The 15,793-nt window shown below is 63.9% G+C and carries 17 protein-coding genes and 1 tRNA gene; 10 read left to right on the top strand and 8 right to left on the bottom strand.

Annotated features, from left to right (window positions below; translation table 11 throughout):
• Window positions 1-120 precede the first annotated feature (120 nt).
• A tRNA-Leu gene (locus I603_RS14480) sits at window positions 121-213 on the top strand.
• Window positions 214-280: 67 nt separating this feature from the next.
• On the opposite strand, the gene I603_RS05460 is transcribed toward I603_RS14480, so the two are convergent.
• From I603_RS05460 to I603_RS05450, 3 genes are all read right to left on the bottom strand, one after another.
• Complete coding sequence (locus tag I603_RS05460) at window positions 281-1,090, bottom strand: SDR family oxidoreductase (RefSeq protein WP_068862913.1); 810 nt, start codon at window positions 1,088-1,090, stop codon at window positions 281-283.
• 136 nt (window positions 1,091-1,226) lie between these two features.
• Complete coding sequence (locus tag I603_RS05455) at window positions 1,227-2,366, bottom strand: acyl-CoA dehydrogenase family protein (protein WP_068862911.1); 1,140 nt, start codon at window positions 2,364-2,366, stop codon at window positions 1,227-1,229.
• A gap of 117 nt (window positions 2,367-2,483) precedes the next feature.
• The gene (locus tag I603_RS05450; protein ID WP_068862910.1) at window positions 2,484-3,677 is read right to left on the bottom strand and encodes an acyl-CoA dehydrogenase family protein; all 1,194 of its coding nucleotides are present in this window, start codon (window positions 3,675-3,677) and stop codon (window positions 2,484-2,486) included.
• 213 nt (window positions 3,678-3,890) lie between these two features.
• Here I603_RS05450 and I603_RS05445 point away from each other — a divergent pair, with 213 nt between their 5' ends.
• The 6 genes from I603_RS05445 (at window position 3,891) to I603_RS14475 (ending at window position 10,225) form a co-directional block, all read left to right on the top strand.
• Window positions 3,891-5,375, top strand: a complete 1,485-nt coding sequence (locus tag I603_RS05445; protein ID WP_084439873.1) for an MFS transporter — start codon at window positions 3,891-3,893, stop codon at window positions 5,373-5,375.
• Window positions 5,376-5,455: 80 nt separating this feature from the next.
• Window positions 5,456-6,790: an acyl-CoA dehydrogenase family protein gene (locus I603_RS05440; protein ID WP_068862908.1), complete on the top strand. Its 1,335-nt coding sequence runs from the start codon at window positions 5,456-5,458 to the stop codon at window positions 6,788-6,790.
• A 117-nt stretch (window positions 6,791-6,907) separates the two neighbouring features.
• Window positions 6,908-7,996, top strand: coding sequence for a zinc-binding dehydrogenase (locus tag I603_RS05435; RefSeq protein WP_068862906.1), 1,089 nt, complete (start codon window positions 6,908-6,910; stop codon window positions 7,994-7,996).
• Window positions 7,996-9,078, top strand: coding sequence for a phosphotransferase family protein (locus I603_RS05430; RefSeq protein ID WP_068862904.1), 1,083 nt, complete (start codon window positions 7,996-7,998; stop codon window positions 9,076-9,078). Before I603_RS05435 ends, I603_RS05430 begins: the two co-directional genes overlap by 1 nt.
• A 66-nt stretch (window positions 9,079-9,144) precedes the next feature.
• A complete protein-coding gene (gene dapD / locus I603_RS05425) occupies window positions 9,145-9,981 on the top strand; it encodes a 2,3,4,5-tetrahydropyridine-2,6-dicarboxylate N-succinyltransferase (RefSeq protein ID WP_068862902.1) in 837 nt (278 codons plus the stop codon).
• Between the two features lie 82 nt (window positions 9,982-10,063).
• Window positions 10,064-10,225 carry a hypothetical protein gene (locus tag I603_RS14475; protein ID WP_157090860.1) on the top strand — a complete coding sequence of 54 codons (162 nt, stop codon included), beginning with the start codon at window positions 10,064-10,066 and terminating at the stop codon, window positions 10,223-10,225.
• On the opposite strand, the gene I603_RS05420 is transcribed toward I603_RS14475, so the two are convergent.
• Complete coding sequence (locus I603_RS05420) at window positions 10,226-11,515, bottom strand: dipeptidase (RefSeq protein WP_068862900.1); 1,290 nt, start codon at window positions 11,513-11,515, stop codon at window positions 10,226-10,228.
• Window positions 11,516-11,567: 52 nt separating this feature from the next.
• On the opposite strand from I603_RS05420, the gene I603_RS05415 reads away from it, so the two are divergent.
• A complete protein-coding gene (locus tag I603_RS05415; RefSeq protein WP_084439916.1) occupies window positions 11,568-12,011 on the top strand; it encodes a cupin domain-containing protein in 444 nt (147 codons plus the stop codon).
• Window positions 12,008-12,244, top strand: a complete 237-nt coding sequence (locus tag I603_RS05410) for a DUF3253 domain-containing protein (protein ID WP_232305255.1) — start codon at window positions 12,008-12,010, stop codon at window positions 12,242-12,244. The genes I603_RS05415 and I603_RS05410 overlap by 4 nt, the downstream gene beginning before the upstream one ends.
• A 40-nt stretch (window positions 12,245-12,284) precedes the next feature.
• On the opposite strand, the gene I603_RS05405 is transcribed toward I603_RS05410, so the two are convergent.
• Window positions 12,285-12,536: an SWIB/MDM2 domain-containing protein gene (locus I603_RS05405; RefSeq protein ID WP_068863310.1), complete on the bottom strand. Its 252-nt coding sequence runs from the start codon at window positions 12,534-12,536 to the stop codon at window positions 12,285-12,287.
• A 30-nt stretch (window positions 12,537-12,566) separates the two neighbouring features.
• Window positions 12,567-13,157 carry a YbhB/YbcL family Raf kinase inhibitor-like protein gene (locus I603_RS05400; protein ID WP_068862897.1) on the bottom strand — a complete coding sequence of 197 codons (591 nt, stop codon included), beginning with the start codon at window positions 13,155-13,157 and terminating at the stop codon, window positions 12,567-12,569.
• A 423-nt stretch (window positions 13,158-13,580) separates the two neighbouring features.
• Between I603_RS05400 and I603_RS05395 the strand changes: the two genes are divergently transcribed.
• Entirely contained in the window at window positions 13,581-14,879 is a 1,299-nt protein-coding gene (locus tag I603_RS05395) for a S41 family peptidase (protein WP_324613986.1), read from the top strand.
• Window positions 14,880-14,887: 8 nt separating this feature from the next.
• Here I603_RS05395 and I603_RS05390 read toward each other — a convergent pair whose 3' ends face one another.
• Both I603_RS05390 and I603_RS05385 read right to left on the bottom strand, forming a co-directional pair.
• On the bottom strand, window positions 14,888-15,295 hold the full coding sequence (locus I603_RS05390; protein WP_068862893.1) for a GFA family protein: 408 nt from the start codon (window positions 15,293-15,295) through the stop codon (window positions 14,888-14,890).
• 27 nt (window positions 15,296-15,322) lie between these two features.
• Window positions 15,323-15,751: a COG3650 family protein gene (locus I603_RS05385; protein ID WP_068862891.1), complete on the bottom strand. Its 429-nt coding sequence runs from the start codon at window positions 15,749-15,751 to the stop codon at window positions 15,323-15,325.
• Window positions 15,752-15,793: the final 42 nt, after the last annotated feature.

Raw genomic sequence — 15,793 nt, 5'->3', positions numbered from 1 at the left:
TGGAGCCCGCCTTATCGGGAATCCCGCGACGCGCTCCTTCGCGGTCAGAAAGGGCGATGCCGCATGAAGGAGCCATCAAGTGCCGGATACTGCGGAATCGTCGGCAAAAATCATCAATCCGGGATGATCCAGAATGAAGCTGGCGGGTATCTGCGGGTCGCCGATCCTCCAAAAGGCCCGGGGCCGGAAGTTCGATCCTTCCCACGCCCACCATCGCAAAAAAGCCCCGCAAATCTGAGAGTTGGCGGGGCTTTTTGTTGCCTCGTGGCAGCGCGGCAGATCAGCCCTTGCCACCCGGATCGGCGAAGTGGTTCGGGAGCAGCGCATTGACCACCCCGCCGTCGACGGTCAGCGTCTCGCCGACCACATAATCGCCCGCGCGGCTGCACAGGTAGATCGCGGCGGCGGCCATATCCTCAGCTGTGCCGATGCGCTTGGCCGGAATGCCGCTCGCCGAGGCGTCGGGCGCGTCCTTGGCGGCCTTGTTCATTTCGCTCGGGAAGGCCCCCGGTGCGATCGAGGTGACGATGATATTGTCCTGGATCAGCCGCGCAGCCATGCGCCGGGTCAGCTGGATCACGCCCGCCTTGGATGCCTGATAGGCATAGGTCTCCCACGGGTTGATGCGCTGCCCGTCGATCGAGGAGACGTGGATCACCTTGGCCGGATGCCCCGCCTTGCCGCCTTCGACCAGCAGGTCGTGCAGCTTCTGGGTGAGGAAGAACGGCGTCTTGACGTTCAGATCCATCGTCCGGTGCCAGCCGGCCTCGGAAAATTCGAGATAGGGCTGACCCCAGGCCGCGCCGGCATTGTTGATCAGGATATCAAGCCGGCTCTCGCGCGCCTTCAGTTCGTTGGCGAGACTGACGATACCGTCCATCTGTGAAAGGTCTGCAGGGATGCCGATGACCTTGTCAGGCCCGAACTCGTCGATGGTCGCCTGCATCTGTTCGACCTTGCGCGCCGAGATGTAGACCCGCGCGCAGCCTGCCGCTAGCAGCCCCTCGACGAACATCTTGCCGATCCCGCGGCTGCCGCCAGTGACGAGAGCGATTCGGCCTTCGAGGCTGAAAAGTGATTGAATGTCCATTATTTTATTTCTCCCTCATTCGTCATTGCGAGCGGAGCGAAGCAATCCATGGCCCGACCTTGCCGCTCGCGGAGAGCGTGATCCATGGATTGCCGCGTCGCCTGCGGCTCCTCGCAATGACGAGGAGCAAGTTTGATCAATATCCGCTCAGCTGCGCCACGCGGTTGGCGTGGAAGAAGGCATCGCCCAGGAACTCAGCCAACGCGCGGTCGCGCTTCATGTAGAGGCCGATGTCGTATTCGTCGGTCATGCCGATGCCGCCATGCAACTGCACGCCTTCCTGCACCGCAAGCCGCGCGGCCCTGGCGACCTTGGCCTTGGCGACGCTGGCCATGAGGTCGGCCTGCTCGCTGCCCGCATCGAGCAATTGCTGCGCCTTGATCGTCACCGCACGAGCGATTTCGACCTCCGAATAGAGATGGCTGGCGCGGTGCTGCAATGCCTGGAACTCGCCGATCAGCTTGCCGAACTGCTTCCTCTGCTTGAGGTAATCGACGGTCATGTCCATCGCCCCGCGGGCAACACCGACACCTTCCGCTGCCGCGCCAACCCGGCCTGCCAGCAGCATGGCCTCTAGCACCACACGACCGCCGTCGATCTCTCCGATCACCGCATCGCCATCAAGTTCGACACCATCGAACTTCGTATGAGTAGCCATCGAGGAATCCACGAGGCGCACCGAATCGTGGCTCATGCCGGCGGCATCCTTCGGAACGGCAAACAAGGTAATGCCGTCAGCGTCTTCATCCGAACCGGAGGTGCGCGCGGCGACCACGATCATGTCGGCGCTGCCGCCGTGAATGACGAAGCTCTTGGACCCGGTGAGGCGGAAGCCATTGCCCGATTTCTCGGCGCGGGTGGCGATGCGGCTGGGGCGGTGCTTGGCGGTCTCGTCGATCGCCACCGCGAACACGGCATCGCCTGCGATCAGGCCGGGCAGATAGCGGCCCTTCAAATCGTCCGAACCAGCCTTAAGTGCCGTCGCCGCCAGCACCGAGGAGGTGAGGAAGGGCGAAGGCGTGAGGTTGCGGCCGATTTCCTCCAGCACGATTCCGGCCTCGACATGGCCCATGCCCAGCCCGCCATCGGCCTCGTCCACCAGCATCCCGGTAAACCCCATTTCGGCCATCTGCTTCCAGAAGCCGTGGCCGAAACCATCCTTGCAGTTGCGGTCGCGCCAGTGGCGCAGTTGCTTGGCGATATTGCCTTCCTCGGCCATGAAACCGGCCGCGGTATCGGCCAGCATCGCCTGATCTTCGTTGTGATACAGGGGCATTGGTTTTCCCTCTCCCATTCTTCGTCTTCCCGGGCGTGACCCGGGATCCCGCTTCCTTCTTCCCCGCCACAAGAAGCGGGGCCCCGGGTCACGCCCGGGGAGGCGCGTGTTGCTAAGTCAAGCCCCCGGCAGATCGAGGATGCGCTTGGAAATCACGTTGAGCATGACTTCCGAGGTGCCGCCTTCAATCGAGTTCGCCTTGGTGCGCAGCCAGCCGCGCGCAGGCTTGCCGCCGCCGGTCTCCTCACTCTCCCATTCGAGGCTGCGCGAGCCGCCGACCGCCATCATCAGTTCGTGGCGACGCTTGTTCAGCTCGGTGCCGACATATTTCATCATGTTCGGCTGCGCAGGGTGCGCCTTGCCGACCTTGATCTCGTCGAGGAACTTCTCGCCCATCGCGGTATAGGCCAGCGCATCGACATCGAACATGGCAAGCTCTGCCCGCAGCACCGGGTCGAGATCATCGCCAAGCTTGGCCGCATGGCGCTTCATCATCGCGCCGATGGCTGCGCTGCGTTCCCCGCCGCCTGCACCGGAAATCATCTCGCGTTCGTGGCCGAGCAGGTACTTGGCCACGTCCCAGCCGCGATTGACCTCGCCGACATAAGCCGGGCAATCCTCGCCATAGGACTTGGGCACCTTCACATTGTCGAAGAAGGTTTCGCAGAACGGGCTGTTGCCGCTGATCAGCAGGATCGGCTTGGTGGTCACCCCTTCGCTCGCCATGTCGTAGAGCATGAAGGTGATGCCCTTGTACTTGTCGTTCTTGTCGGTGCGGACCAGGCAGAAGATCCAGTCGGCCTGATCGGCATAGGAGGTCCAGATCTTCTGGCCGTTGACGACCCAGTGATCGCCCTCGTCTTCGCCAAAGGTCTGCAAGCTGACGAGGTCGGAACCCGAACCGGGCTCCGAATAGCCCTGGCACCAACGGATTTCGCCGCGGGCGATTTCATTGAGGAAGCGTGCTTTTTGCCCCTCGGTGCCGAATTGCAGCAGCGCCGGGCCGAGCATCCAGATGCCGAAGGACGACAGCGGCGGGCGCGCGTTGATGCGGCTCATTTCCTCGCGCAGCACCTTGGCTTCTGCCGGCGAAAGCCCCGCCCCGCCATATTCCTTGGGCCAGGCCGGCACGGTATAGCCCTTGGCAACGCAGGCCTCGAACCATGCCTTTTGCGCCGCGTTCTTGAAAGTCGCGCGGCGACCGCCCCAATACACGTCCTCGTCATCGCGCACCGGCTCGCGCATTTCGGGCGGGCAGTTGGCTTCAAGCCATGCGCGGGTTTCGGCACGGAATGTTTCCAGATCGGACATCAGCCGACTCTCCTCTCTTGTCACTCTCACTTGACGCTTACGTTAGTGGCATTTCGCGCGGCGCTGCAAGCGCTCTTCGTGCGGTCCGCGATGCCGTAGCGTCAGCCGCGAGGCAATTGACGCATCGTGCAATCGGCCTAGGATTCGCAGCCTAGAGAGGGAGAGAAACGTGACCGGATTCGCACGGCCCGCGCCAGCGCGGAGCAGCGCCGCGTGAGCTTTACCGAAGGCCGCCTGCCGATGCGCATCAAGCTCGTGCAGGGCTTCGGTGCGGTGGCATTCGGAGTTAAGGACAACGGCTTTTCCTTCTTCCTGCTGATTTTCTACAATCAGGTGCTCGGGATGGACGCGGGTCTGGTCAGCCTTGCGTTGCTGATCGCGCTGCTGGTGGATGCGGTCGTCGATCCGATCCTGGGCAACCTGTCGGACCGCACCTACACCCGATGGGGCCGCCGCCTGCCGTGGCTCTATGCGGCGCCCATCCCGCTCGCTTTTGCCTGGATCATGCTGTGGAGTCCGCCAACAGGCGAAGCGCCGAGCTTTGCAGGCCTGGTCGGCATTGCGATTGCGGTGCGCGTGCTGCTGTCGGCCTGCGAGGTGCCCTCGGCGAGCCTCGTGCCGGAAATCACCGCCGATTACGACGAGCGCACCACCCTGTTCCGCTACCGTGCGCTGGGCGGGTGGATCGGAGGGCTGGGCATGATGATCCTAGCCTATACCGTTTTCATGCCGGGGCCGGAGGGGCTGTTACAGCGCGAGGGCTATCTCGTTTTCGGCATTTTCGGCGCGGTGCTGATGGCGGCTTCGGTGATCGGCTCTGCGGCCGGGCAGCATTCCATCGTTGCCCGCCTCCCCGCAACGCGCCCCGCGCCCTTCACCATCAGGGGCGCCTTTCACGAGATTACCGAAGCCTTTTCGGAACGCGCCTTCCTGATCTTCGCCGCTGGCGGGCTGGCGGCCTATGTGCATCAGGGGCTGAACTTCTCGATGACCAATTACATCAATCTGTTCGTCTGGCAGCTCACCAGCGCGCAATTGATGTTCTTCCCGCTGGTGCTGTTTGGCTCGGTGCTGGTGATGTTCGTGGTGATCGCGCCGCTGCACCGCAAGCTCGGCAAGGCGGGCAGCGCGGCGATGGGGATGATCGTGGGCACCGCAATCGGGATGATCCCCTTCGTGCTGCTGCTGGCGGGGCTGTGGCCGCAGCCGGGCAGCAACCTGTCAGCCGCGCTGTTCTACGCCTTCGCACTGGTCGCGACCGCGCTCGGCATCCTATCGCTGGTATCGGCCACCTCGATGATCGCGGAGATCGTCGAAGCCTTTGAAGAACGCACCGGACGGCGCGCGGAAGGGTCGTTCTATTCGGGCAACTGGCTGGTGCAGAAATGCGCAACCGGGGCGGGGATTTTCGTCTCGGGCCAGATCATCGCCCTGTCGCAATTGCCCACCAACGCCCAGCCCGGCGAGGTGCCGCTGGCTGTCGTCGAGCATCTGGTGATCTGTTATGGCGGCGCGATGCTGCTGCTCGCCGCCATATCGGCGTGGTGGCTGGCGCGCTTTCCGATCAGCCGCGCCGAACACGAAGCGCGCGTCGCCCGGCTGGCAGAGCGCCGCGCCCGCGACCGCCGCAATGCGCCCACCCCTGCCAGCGGCACCGCAACGGCAGAGCCGGAAGGGGTCGCAGTACCCAACAATTGAGAGCTTGGCGCGCCGCCCGCGCTCTGCCACGGTCACAGCCAGATTCGGTTTTCATTCAGGACGAGAGAGGAACTTCACCCATGGATTTCGAACCCACCGAACGTCAGGTCTACTGGCGCAATCGCGTGCGCGATTTCATCGAGGCCCATGTGCGCCCCAACATGGACACCTACAAGGCGCAAGACATGGAGGGCGATCGCTGGAAGGTAATCCAGGTGATCGAGGACAAGAAGAAGCTCGCCAAGGAAGCGGGCATCTGGAACCTGTTCATGCCGCCGCGCAACGACAGCCATCACCATGTCGATGACAGCTTCGAGTTCGAAGGCCCGGGCCTCACCAACCTCGAATATGCCCTGTGCGCCGAGGAAATGGGCCGCATCGGCTGGGCCAGCGAAGTGTTCAACTGCTCCGCGCCCGATACCGGCAACATGGAAGTGTTCCACCGCTACGGCACACGTGAACAGAAGGAACAATGGCTGCGCCCGCTGATGAACGGCGAAATCCGTTCGGCCTTCCTGATGACCGAGCCCAACACCGCATCCTCGGACGCGACCAATATCGAGACCCGGATCGAGCGGGACGGCGACGAATATGTGATCAACGGGCGCAAGTGGTGGTCTTCGGGCGCAGGCGATCCGCGCTGCAAGGTTGCGATTGTCATGGGCAAAACCGATTTCGCCGCGCAGCGCCACGCACAGCAATCGATGGTGCTGATGCCGCTCGATGCACCGGGGGTGAATATCCTGCGGCACCTTCCGGTGTTTGGCTATGACGATGCGCCGCACGGCCACATGGAGATCGAACTCAAGGACGTGCGCGTGCCCGCCACCAACATGCTGCTGGGCGAAGGGCGCGGCTTCGAGATCGCGCAGGGGCGCCTGGGGCCGGGCCGCATCCACCACTGCATGCGCACCATCGGCGCGGCGGAAGAGGCGCTGGAGAAGATGTGTCGCCGGTTGCAGGAGCGCGAGGCGTTCGGCAAACCGGTCTACAAGCATTCGGTCTGGGAAGAGCGCGTGGCGCGCGCGCGGATCGACATCGACATGACCCGTCTGCTGTGCCTCAAGGCCGCCGACATGATGGACAAGGTCGGCAACAAGGCTGCCAAGCAGGAAATCGCCATGATCAAGGTGCAGGCCCCCAATATGGCTCTGCGGATCATCGACGATGCGATCCAGGCGCATGGCGGCGGCGGCGTTTCGGAGGATTACGGCCTTGCGCGCTCTTACGCCAACCAGCGGACGCTGCGCCTTGCCGACGGGCCTGACGAGGTCCACGCCCGCTCGATCGCGCACATGGAGTTCGCCAAGCACGCACCCCGCCCCGGCCCGACCGCCAATGCCCTGCGCGGCGATCATGGCCGTGCAACCGACGCCCAGAGCTTCAGCTCGGGCGACGTGGGCGTGGCGCGTTAAGGAACCGAACAAACTGCCGTTCGTGCTGAGCTTGTCGAAGCACCGTTTTTCTTTCTGATCCTGAGCTGCGAAGGAAGAACGGCCCTTCGACAGGCTCAGGGCGAACGGAGTTTGCTCATGGCAAAAGCCGCCATCCTTGAACAACCTGGCGAGGGCCTGCGCATCGCCGAGGTCACCTATGCTGACCCGGCGCCGCACGAAGTGCTGATCGACACCAAGGCCTGCGGGCTGTGCCATTCGGACCTGCACTTCATCGACGGCCACTACCCCCACGCCCTGCCCTGCATTCCGGGGCACGAAGCGGCGGGCGTGGTGCGCGCGGTCGGCTCGGAGGTAAAAACGGTTAAGCCCGGCGATCACGTCGTCTCGTGCCTCTCGGCCTTCTGTGGACACTGCGAGTTCTGCGTGACCGGTCGCATGGCGCTGTGCCTGGGCGGCGACACCCGACGCGCCAAGGGAGATGCATCGCGCATCGCCTTTGCCGACGGTTCGCCGGTCAACCAGATGCTCAACCTGTCGGCGCTGAGCGAACAGATGCTGATTCACGAGCATGCCTGCGTCGCGATCGACAAGGACATGCCGTTCGATCGCGCCGCGTTGCTCGGCTGTGCGGTGACGACTGGTGCGGGAACGATCTTCAATGCCTGCAAGGTCACGCCGGGCGAAACCGTGGCGGTGGTCGGCTGCGGCGGGGTCGGCCTTGCCGTCATCAACGCCGCAAAGATCGCGGGTGCGGCCAAGATCATCGCCGCCGATCCGCTCCCCGAAAAGCGTGAACTGGCACAGGTTCTGGGCGCGACCCACACGGTTGATGCGCTCGCGGAAGATGCGGCCAAGCAGATTATCGCCCTCTCCGGCGGCGGGGTCGACTGGGGGATCGAGGCCGTGGGTCGGCAAGCCTCGGCCGATCTCGCGGTAGCATCGCTCAAGCGTGGCGGAACGGCGGTGATCCTCGGCATGATGCCGCTCGACTGCAAGGTCGGGCTGTCGGCCTTCGATCTGCTCGGCGGCAAGAAGCTGATGGGCGCGCTGATGGGGATGAACCACTTCCCCGTCGACCTGCCACGCCTCGTCGATTTCTACCTGCGCGGGCTGCTCGATCTCGACACGATCATCGCGGAACGCATCCCGCTCGAACAGGTCAACGAGGGCTTCAACAAGATGCGTGCCGGCCATTCGGCCCGCAGCGTGGTGGTGTTCGACTGATGCCAGAAACGAACGAAATCGATTTCGACAAGGAAATGGTCGGCACGGTCGAAGTGACCGAGAAGGACGCGCTTGACCTCGACAGCCTGACGCGGTGGTTCGAAGCCAATGTCGAAGGCTTCGCCGGCCCGATCAGCTACACCAAGTTCAAGGGCGGCCAGTCGAACCCGACCTACCGGATCGACACGCCGGGCGCGAGCTACGTGCTGCGCCGCCAGCCCTTCGGCAAGCTGCTGCCCAGCGCGCATGCGGTCGACCGCGAATATGCGGCGATGACCGGGCTTTATCCCACCGGATTTCCCGTGCCGCGCACCTATGGCCTGTGCGAAGACCCGGATGTGATCGGCTCGAAATTCTTCGTGATGAGCCTCGCCGATGGCCGCTCGCTGTGGAACGGCGCGCTGCCGGGCATGACCCCGGATGAACGCCGCGCGCATTACCACGCGCTGATCGACACCATGGCCGATCTGCACCGCAACGATCCGCAGGAAATCGGCATGGGCGATTATGGCAAGCCGACCGATTACTGCGCCCGCCAGATCGCCCGCTGGACCAAGCAGTACAAGCTCTCCGAAACCGAGCACATGCCGGAAATGGAGCGCCTGATCGCATGGCTGCCTGAAACCATCCCACCGCAGAACGCATCGAGCGTGGTGCATGGCGATTACCGGCTCGACAATGTCATCTTTCACAAGACGGAAAGCCGCATCATCGCGGTGCTCGACTGGGAACTGTCGACGCTGGGCGATCCGATTGCCGATTTCAGCTACCTGATGCTCAACTGGCACAACCCGGCCGATGGCCGCGCCGGGCTGCTTGGTCTGGACATAGAAGCGCTTGGAATCCCCTCGCAGGAAGAAGCGGTGGAACGCTACGTCGCGCGCACCGGATACCCCGTGCCGCCGATGGACTGGTATTTCGCCTATAACCTGTTCCGGCTTGCGGGGATCATGCAGGGCATCAAGAAGCGCGTGATCGACGGCACCGCGTCAAGCGCCCATGCACAGGCCATGAGCGAGCGGGTTCGTCCGCTGGCCGAGCGGGCCTACCAGTTCGCACTTGCGGCGGGGATGAAGGGTTAGGCATTGCCGAGCCTGTCCGGCGGGGCTAGCAGCGCGCAAACGTCCAATCCGCGCCGGAGAAACACCATGAGTGAAAACCTGATCCCCGTCATTGAGGAGGCTTGGGAGAACCGCGCTGACCTCACCTCCACCAACGAACTGCGCCATGCGGTAAGCGATGCCCTCGCCATGCTCGACTGCGGCGAGGCTCGAGTTGCCGAGCCGGACGGGAACGGGGGCTGGAAAGTGAACCAGTGGCTCAAGAAGGCCGTGCTGCTATCCTTCCGCCTCAACGACAACCGCGTGATGGAATTTGGTGCCGCTGGCGAGTCCGCCTTCGACAAGGTGCCGCTGAAATTTGCCGGCTGGGGCGACAGCCGCTTTCGCGAGGCCGGTTTTCGCGCGGTACCGGGCGCAGTGGTGCGGCGCGGCAGCTTCATCGGCAAGGGTGCGGTGCTGATGCCGAGCTTCGTCAACATCGGTGCCTATGTCGGCGAAAACACCATGATCGACACCTGGGCCACCGTCGGTTCGTGTGCCCAGATCGGCGCGAACGTCCATATTTCGGGCGGCGCGGGAATCGGCGGGGTGCTCGAACCGCTGCAGGCCGAACCCGTCATCATCGGTGATAATGCCTTCATCGGCGCCCGTGCCGAGGTCGCCGAAGGCGTGCGCGTGGGCGAAGGCGCCGTTCTGTCGATGGGGGTCTATCTCGGCGCCTCGACCAAGATCGTGAACCGCGAAACCGGCGAGATCCACCGCGGCGAGGTGCCACCCTATTCGGTGGTCGTCCCCGGATCGATGCCCGGCAAGGAACTGCCCGACGGCACGATGGGGCCGAGCCTGTACTGTGCCGTGATCGTCAAGACGGTCGATGCGCAGACCCGTTCGAAAACCGGCATCAACGAGTTGCTCAGAGACTGACCGGAACCTTGCACGCGCCCTGACGTTGATTGCCGTAACGGAAAGTCTTTCCGTTACGGCAATAACAACGGGGAGAGCGGCAATGACAGATCAGAACACGTCAACCCAGATCAGCGACGAAGCTGCTCGCGGGGCAGTCAGCAACACGGGCCTGCGCTATGTACTGGCCTTCAGCTTGGGTTTCGCGGTGATCGCGATGAGCCTCGTGTGGATCATACCCGCGCTCGCCCGCGCGGCGCACTGATTACTGCGCCGTCGCAGGCTGGCCGATCAGAGCCTCGATCGGCGGCATGTCGCGCACACTCGCTGCATAGGCCTCGGCGGCGCGCATTACCCTGATCGCGTTGCGGCTCGCGATCATCTCCAACTCGGCTTGCGAATAGCCGCGCCGAGCGAGCTCTGCGAACAGAGCCGGGTAGCCGCGCACATCCTCGAACCCGACGGGCCCTGTCGGCATCCCGTCGAAATCCCCGCCGATGCCAATCGATTCCACTCCCGCGACCTCGCGGATGTGGTCGATATGGTCGGCCATGTGTCCGATCGTTGTCGCAGGTTCGGGGTTCGCCTTGTCCCACGCTACCATGGCCTCAGCAACGGCTTCGGGCTGACCCTGGAACAGCGCCTTCAGCCGCGCTGCTTCGGCCTCGCGCCTCGCATTCCACTGACGGCGTTCCTCGTTGAGAAATCCGGGCAGCGCCACGACCATCACGATGCCGCCATTATAGGGCAGGCGCCTGAGAACGCTGTCGGGCACGTTGCGCGGATGCCCGTTGATCGCCCGCGCGCCGGAGTGGCTGAAGATCACCGGTGCCTTGGCCACGTCGATGGCATCGAGCATGGTCGCCTCGCTCACATGGGAAAGATCGACCAGCATCCCCAGCCGGTTCATCTCGCGCACCACGTCCTTGCCGAAGTCACTGAGGCCGCCATGCACCGGCGTGTCGGTGGCCGCATCGGCCCAGGGCGTATTGCTGTTATGCGTGAGCGTCATGTAGCGCGCGCCCAGAGCGTAAAGCTGGCGCAGCACCGCAAGGCTCGATCCGATCGAGTGGCCGCCCTCCATGCCCAGCAAGGAGGCGATCTTGCCCTCGCCCATGGCGGTTTCGACCTCGTCAGCGGTCGTCGCGAAGCGCAATGCGCCCGGATATCGGGCGATCAGGCGCCGTGTGACATCGATCTGCTCGATCACCTGCTGCACCGCCTCGGCCTCTTCGGGGTTGGAGGGCACGTAGACCGACCAGAACTGCGCTCCCACCTTCCCCTCATTCAGCCGGGCGAGATCGGTGTGCAACGCGCGGCCTTCTGGGTGGTCCTCGCCGGTGTCGGTGGTGTCCGTGAAATCGAAGGTGGCGATCTGGTTGGCGCGACGCGAACGCAGCTGGTTGGGCACGTCATTGTGCCCGTCAAACACCGGCGCGACTTCAAGCGCGGCCTTTGCTGTCTCCTCGGCCGGATCGATCTGCTGCGCGGCGAGCGGGGCTGACAGCATCAGCGCAGCGGCGAGCACGGTTCGCGAGGAGACGAAAAGTTGCATGGGCGAGGTTCCCGAAGCTAGAGCGCCCGCACAGACAGGCAAGGATATGCTGATGGGTGATAGCGCGGCTGCAATGATTGAACAATTGGGCCTCGCCCCCCACCCAGAAGGGGGCTGGTACAAGGAAACCTGGCGCGGCGAACCCGGCGCGGACGGGCGCGCGGGCGGCACGGCGATCATCTTTCTCCTGCGAGCGGGCGAGGCTTCGCACTGGCACCGGGTCGATGCGTCCGAACTGTGGCTGTGGCAGGCGGGCGATCCGCTTGAATTGCGCCTTGCGGCGAGCGATGCCGGGCCGGTGCGCACGGTCACTCTAGGCAAGGACATCGCAACCGGCCAGCAATTGCAGGGACTGGTTGCGAAGGACGAATGGCAGGCGGCCCGTCCCTTCGGCGAGCCGCAACACGGCTATACCCTTGTCTCCTGCGTGGTGGTGCCGGGGTTCGACTTTGCCGGCTTCACACTCGCGCCTGAAGGATGGGAGCCACAGGCTTGAGCCCAGCCGAGGAAGCGATCCTGACACTGCTGGCCGAACGCGCGCGAGGCACAACCATCTGCCCCAGCGAGGCAGCGCGGCGTCTCGCCGGCCCACACGGCAACTGGCGGGGTCAGATGGACCTTATCCACGCCGCCGCCGACAGGCTGCTCGAGAGCGGGGCGATCGCACTCAGCTGGAAAGGAGCGCCCATACAAAAGCGGCGCGGACCCTACCGGATCGCACGCCGCTGATGTGTGTTGGTGACAAGGCGCCGCAAAGGCGCCCGGCCGCTTAGCTGAGGTGCTTGGAAACCGCAGCCGTCATCTTGAACATCGAGATCTGGTCCTTGCCGATCACAGCGCCGAGCTTGGCGTCAGGATTGATCTGACGCTTGTCCTTGCTGTCCTGCAGGCCATTGGCCTTGATGTAGTCCCAGACCTTCGAAGTCACCTGGGCGCGGGTCATCGGACCCTTGCCGATCAGCGCTTCGAGTTCACCGGAAAGTTGCACCGGCTTCTGCAGTGCGTTGGTAGTGCCAGCCATCATCTACTCCCTTGTCTTGTGGCAGGTTACTCAAAAATCGTCGTCGTCCCAGTCCGCATCATCGTCCTGTGTGCCACCGGTAAAAGTGGCGTGGAGCACTGCGCAGGCTGTAATTGTCCCTTGCAATGATGCGAGCAGTTCCGCGCGGCTTGCCCCCGGCATCAGCACCAGTGGCAGGTCGGTCGCGAAAATCTGGAACAGGTAGTGGCGCGTCTCGCCTTCGGGCGGGTCGGGCAGCAACCATTCGGAATTGCCGAAAGCGTTTTTGCCGGTGCGCGGCGGGACCTCGCCCTCGAGCAGCTTGCCGCGCTGGCCGGCCAGGCCCCACACGAGCCAGTGGCACGCAGGGTCCGCTCCCTTGGCCGAGGCTTCCTCCACCACGATCACCAGTTCCTGCGATCCGGGCGGCGGCGCGCTCCATTCGAGCGGCGGAGCCACGGCATCCTCTTCCCCCGCAGTGAAACTGGCATCCAGTTCCTCGCCCGCACCGAAGGCCGGGCTGGTCAGCGCAAAACCACCGCGCCCGAGCGTCTGTGCAGCGCCGAGCGCAGCCACCGCAAGGCCGGGATGGCGGGCGGGCGCGGGTACATGCGAGGCAAGCCAGGCGGGAAATTCAGTCATGATTCTGCCGTTTCATCGCCCCTTTGCTAGTCCCATCGGCGGCGAGAAACGAGACGCGGGAAAGGGGTTTTCGCCGGTTTCTGAGGAAAACCCAGCAAAAGCAGGCAAAAATAACACGTAGGCGGGCCATTTTTGGGCAGATCGCGTGCAGGTTCTTGCCCTCGGTTGCCAGACATTGCATCCACGACGTATCCGGAGGACTTCAGACAAGTCACAGCTCCAACCCATCACTATCCGGAGTCGCATCTCCCCATGAAAGTTGCTCGTACCGCTCTTAGCGCTGTTCTGGCCTGTGCTCTCGTTGGCTGCGGAGGGGGCGGTTCATCAGCCCCCCCGGTCGCCGTAAACCCGACCCCCGCGCCCACGCCGACGCCAACCAACACCGCTTGCTCCTTGCGTGCTCAGCAGGATTTTGCCGACAGCGTGCTGAACGAATGGTACCTGTTCCCCAGCCTGCTTGCCAACGCCAACCCGGCGGCCTTCAACGACCTCAACGATTATCTCGATGCCCGCGTGGCCCCGGCGCGCGCTCAGAACCGCGACCGCTTCTTCACCTTCGCAACCTCGATCGCGGAGGAAAACGCGCTGATCAATTCGGGCGCGAGCGCCGGCTTCGGCATCCGTCTGTTTTTCGACAGTCAGGCCAACCGGGTATTCGTTACCGAGGCCTATGAAGGTGCCAACGGCCTGGCAGCGGGTCTCGACCGGGGCAGCGAGATCACCGCAATCGGCACATCGAGCGCCAACCTGCAAAGCGTCTCCAGCCTGATGTCAAGCGGTGGACCGCAGGCAGTGATCAACGCGCTTGGCCCCTCGACCGCCGGCACCACCCGCGTGCTGCGCTTCACCCAGCCCAGCGGCCCGACCATCGAGCGCAGCATCACCAAGACCGATTTCGCGCTCGATCCGATCTCGGACCGCTATGGCGCCCTGATCATCAACGAGGGTGGCAAGCGGGTCGGGTATCTCAATCTCAGAACCTTCATCGTCGCCGATGCCGCCAACCAGCTGCGCAATGCCTTCGGACAGTTCGGTGCCGAGGGTGTGAGCGAGCTCATCATCGACCTCAGATATAATGGCGGCGGCCTAGTCGACGTTGCTGACACCTTGGGCGACCTGATGGGACAGGGCCTGACCGGACAGGTATGGAGCAAGACAGTGCTGCGGGCATCGAAGGCGGGCGACAACCAGACGCGCGTGTTCCGGAGCGAGGCCAACGCGATCACTCCGACCCGTATCGCCTTCATCACGACCGGTGCAAGCGCATCGGCGAGCGAGCTGGTGACCAATTCGATGATCCCCTATCTCGGCAACAACATGGCGCTGGTGGGTGCGAACACCTTTGGCAAACCGGTCGGCCAGTTCGGGTTCGACCTTGCCGCCTGCGACCTCAGGGTGCGTGCGGTGACGTTCCAGACCGTCAATGCCGATGACGAGGGCGAATATTTCACGGGTCTGGCCAGTGTGGTGCCCAATACCTGCCGCGCAGGGGATGACCTTTCGCGCCCGCTTGGCGACCCCCGCGAAGCCTCGATCGCGGCAGCGCTTGATTTCCTTGCCGGACGCTCGTGCACTGCAATCAGTTCGGCTGCCGGGGATATCAGCGCAACCGGAATGACCCAGAGCCAGCGCATGCGGATCGGTCTCGACCTGCCGGAACGCCAGCCGCTCCAGCCGGACCGGCCCACCCCTGCACAGCGCGAGTTACCCGGTCTGTTCTAAAGCCGGGCCTAAAGCCCCTGGGGTACCGTCTCGAAACCGGGAATATCGCCCAGATCGACCCAGTCCTGCTTGCTCTTGGTATAGCAGTGGAAGGCGGGCTTCAGGATGCTGGTATCGTCCAGCGTCCCGGCCTTGATGAACATCATTCCCGGCGGGCTCTCGACGCGGGTGAACACCGGCGATCCGCAATTGGGGCAGAACTGCCGCCGTACCGTCGCGCCGCTGTCGCCCGTGTCGTTGTACGTGGCAAGTTCGCCCTCGAAGCTCACCGCATCCTCGGGTACGCCGATGATCACCGACAGGCTGCTGCCCGCCTGGCGCTGACAGTTCTTGCAATGGCAGGTGACGCAAAGCAGCGGATCGGCGGCGCAGGAATAGCGCACCTTGCCGCACAGGCAGCCTCCGGTGATGGACATGGGCTTTCTCCCCCTTCTGAGAGCGCCTCAGGGCGCAGGATCGCCGGTAAACGGCTGCCTGTCCGTATAGCCGCAACCTTCCAATGTCTCACCGCCCAAAGCGATAGTGGCGACGAAGGGATAGCTACGGTCGCTCATGGTATCGTTGCAGGTGCCCGGCGTGAGCGTGGCGGTGAAGGCCTCGCCCGCCAAGGTCCCGGAAAAGCCCAGCCCGTTGTTCCCGGAAAAGCGGCTAACGGCAAAGCGCGTGCCATCCGGATTTTCCGGCGTGGCCCACAACGCCTCATCACCATCGATGCGCGTGTTCCAGAACGGCTCGTTGCCCAGAAGCGTCACCACCTCATCCGTTGCCACCGCATCGAAGGTCTTGCCCTCGGGATCGATTGCATCATTGCCGGAGGTGCAGGCCGACAGGGCAAGCAGTAGCGCGGCAAGAGCGCAGGGGCGACAGATCATGACGGTTTCTCCTCCTTGCCGGAGGATAGGACGGAACCATGC

The sequence above is a fragment of the Erythrobacter dokdonensis DSW-74 genome (assembly GCF_001677335.1).
GTDB lineage: Bacteria > Pseudomonadota > Alphaproteobacteria > Sphingomonadales > Sphingomonadaceae > Erythrobacter > Erythrobacter dokdonensis.
The sequence above is the reverse complement of the archived record's forward strand: the minus strand, read 5'-3'. Positions and strand labels throughout refer to the sequence as shown.